This is a genomic window from Faecalicatena contorta (genome assembly GCF_021531995.1).
GTDB classification, from domain to species: domain Bacteria; phylum Bacillota; class Clostridia; order Lachnospirales; family Lachnospiraceae; genus Dorea_A; species Dorea_A contorta_A.
Genome location: NZ_JAFBIZ010000202.1, coordinates 1 through 2,496 on the forward strand (window position 1 = coordinate 1; position 2,496 = coordinate 2,496).

The window sequence follows — 2,496 nt, forward strand, 5'->3', positions numbered from 1 at the left end:
GCCTTATTAAAGTGCGCCTAAAATGTCCGGTTATCTACATTTCATTCCAGAATTCGTGCTTTGCACGAATTCATCCTTGTTTTGGTTCAGAATTGCGAACAAGCTTAGCGAGTTTCGCAATTACCTATTTCTGTTAAGTATTTTGACGGAACAACGGATGAGATTTTGATGGATGCTTTAGAAGCAACAATTGAGCACAAAGGTGGAATGCCAGCATTTTATAATGATAAAGCATTTATCAAGATTCTGGACAATATGGGAATTGCAAAAGAGGATCAGGTAGAGTGGTGTCCGGATGGATGTATTGAAGCATCAATTCCTGGTAAATGGGACTTCGCAGCAAAAGGACCATGGTTGAGTGTGGAAAAAGTATTAGAGATTACTTTACATGATGGCATAGATCCGGCAACTGGTAAGTTATTCAAAAAAACGGATAAAAAAATGACAGACTGCCAGACGATAGATGAAGTCATGGAAGAGTTTAAAAAGATGCTTAAATATTTCATGGATTTGAACTGTATGACGGAACATATCAATGATGAAGTACATATCCGTTATGATTTGAACGCATTTCGTTCTTCACTTGTAGAAGATTGTATAGGACGTTGTCTGGATCTCGTAGAAGGAGGAGCATTATACTCTGCAGACGGAGGACCAACGGCAGGAACAATTAGTTCAGGTGATTCAATGACTGCAATTGAGTATTTGGTATTTGATAAGAAAATGCTTACTATGGAAGAATTATTACATGCTCTTTCTACAAATTTCCAGGATCAGTCGACGACTCCGAGCGGCGCAGAGATACAGATGATTATGAAGAATAAAGTGCCGAAATTTGGAAATGACGATGATTACGCAGATAAGTGGGTAGTTGCAATTGAAGATTATATTGGTTCCAGCCTGAGACATAACTATAAGAGTTCAAAATATGGAAAAGGTCCGGTACCATGCTGCTTCTCCTACAGTCAGAGTCCTGTTACAGGAAATATTTCATTTGGAAGCAGAGTTGGAGCAACTCCGGATGGACGTTCGGCAGGAGATGTTGTAAACAATGGAGTTTCTCCGGCAAATGGTTCTGAAAGAAGCGGTGCAACAGCTGCATGTAATTCAGTTGGCAAGATTCCAACAATCTGGGATCAAAAGGGAAATATTTTTAACATGAGACTCGCTCCTTCGACCATTGCGACAGAAGAATCCAGAAAGAAAATTATCAGCATGATGAGAGCTTTCTTTGATAAAGATGGTCAGCAGATTCAGTTCAATGTTACAGACAATGAAACATTAAGAAAAGCACAGAAGAATCCGGAAGAATATTCTGATCTTATGGTTCGTGTATCAGGATATAGTGCATTGTTTACATCTTTGGGAGAATCTGCACAGAACGATGTAATCAATCGAATGGAAGTAGAATTATAAAGGGGAATTTATGGAAAAGGCAAAGATATTTAATATTGAAAGATGTTCTACAGAAGATGGACCAGGAATAAGGACGACAGTATTTTTGAAAGGATGTCTTTTAAGATGTAAATGGTGTGCCAATCCAGAATCTCAGCTTTTTCAGAGTGAAATATTATTTAAAGCAGTCAAATGTGTGGGATGTGGACGGTGTGCAGAACACTGTCCAACTCATGCAATTACCAATATCCCGGAATATGGAATGATTACAGATATAGAAAAATGTACGATGTGTAAACGCTGTATTGATGAATGTTATGCAGGTGCAAGAGTGATTCAGGGAGAAGAGTACACCGTAGATGAATTAATGTCGATACTGGAAAAAGATGATGTATATTACAGAAATTCAGGAGGAGGCATTACATTCAGCGGTGGAGAGCCATTACTTTATGCTGGATTTATTAAGGAATGTGCAAAAGAAATCCATAAGAGAGGTTGGACAGTTCTGATTGAAACCTGTGGTCAGGTATCTAATAAAATGATTCAGAAAGTTGTGGATGATGTAGATATTATTTTTTGTGATTATAAGCATTTTTCTCCGCAGGAACACCTTCGCCTGACGGGAAAAGATAATTCACAGATACTGGAGAATATCGGATGGATGGATGAACATTTCAAAGGAAAACTGTACCTTAGATATCCATACATTCCGGGATGTAATGATGACCCATATGCAATAGAACAATTTCTGGAATATGCTGAGAAATTGAAAAAAGTTAAAGAAGTTGTGTTCCTTCCGTATCATCGTCTGGGTCTCGACAAATATCGAGGCTTGGGACGAAAATATGCGATGGGAGATCTTGAATCTCTGAAGGTGAATGATATTAAGTTTTTAAAGAAATATGAATCGAAATACAATCTTAAAATTTCGGTACAGTAGGAGGAGATTATGAGGGATACAAAGATAATGATTGCACTGGATTGCGGCAATTCCTCTTTCAGGATCGTAGTTGGACAATATAAAAATGGGAAAATTGAAAGTAAGGTTGTGAACCAGGTACCGAATAGTATGGTAAAGATAGGAGAATACTATTATTGGGA

General features: G+C 37.9%; 2 protein-coding genes. Both read left to right on the forward strand.

The window, feature by feature from the left end:
• Positions 1-126: 126 nt before the first annotated feature.
• Entirely contained in the window at positions 127-1,416 is a 1,290-nt protein-coding gene (locus tag JQM82_RS15135) for a pyruvate formate lyase family protein (RefSeq protein ID WP_328284229.1), read from the forward strand.
• A 10-nt stretch (positions 1,417-1,426) separates the two neighbouring features.
• Complete coding sequence (locus tag JQM82_RS15140) at positions 1,427-2,335, forward strand: glycyl-radical enzyme activating protein (protein WP_235251232.1); 909 nt, start codon at positions 1,427-1,429, stop codon at positions 2,333-2,335.
• Positions 2,336-2,496 lie beyond the last annotated feature (161 nt).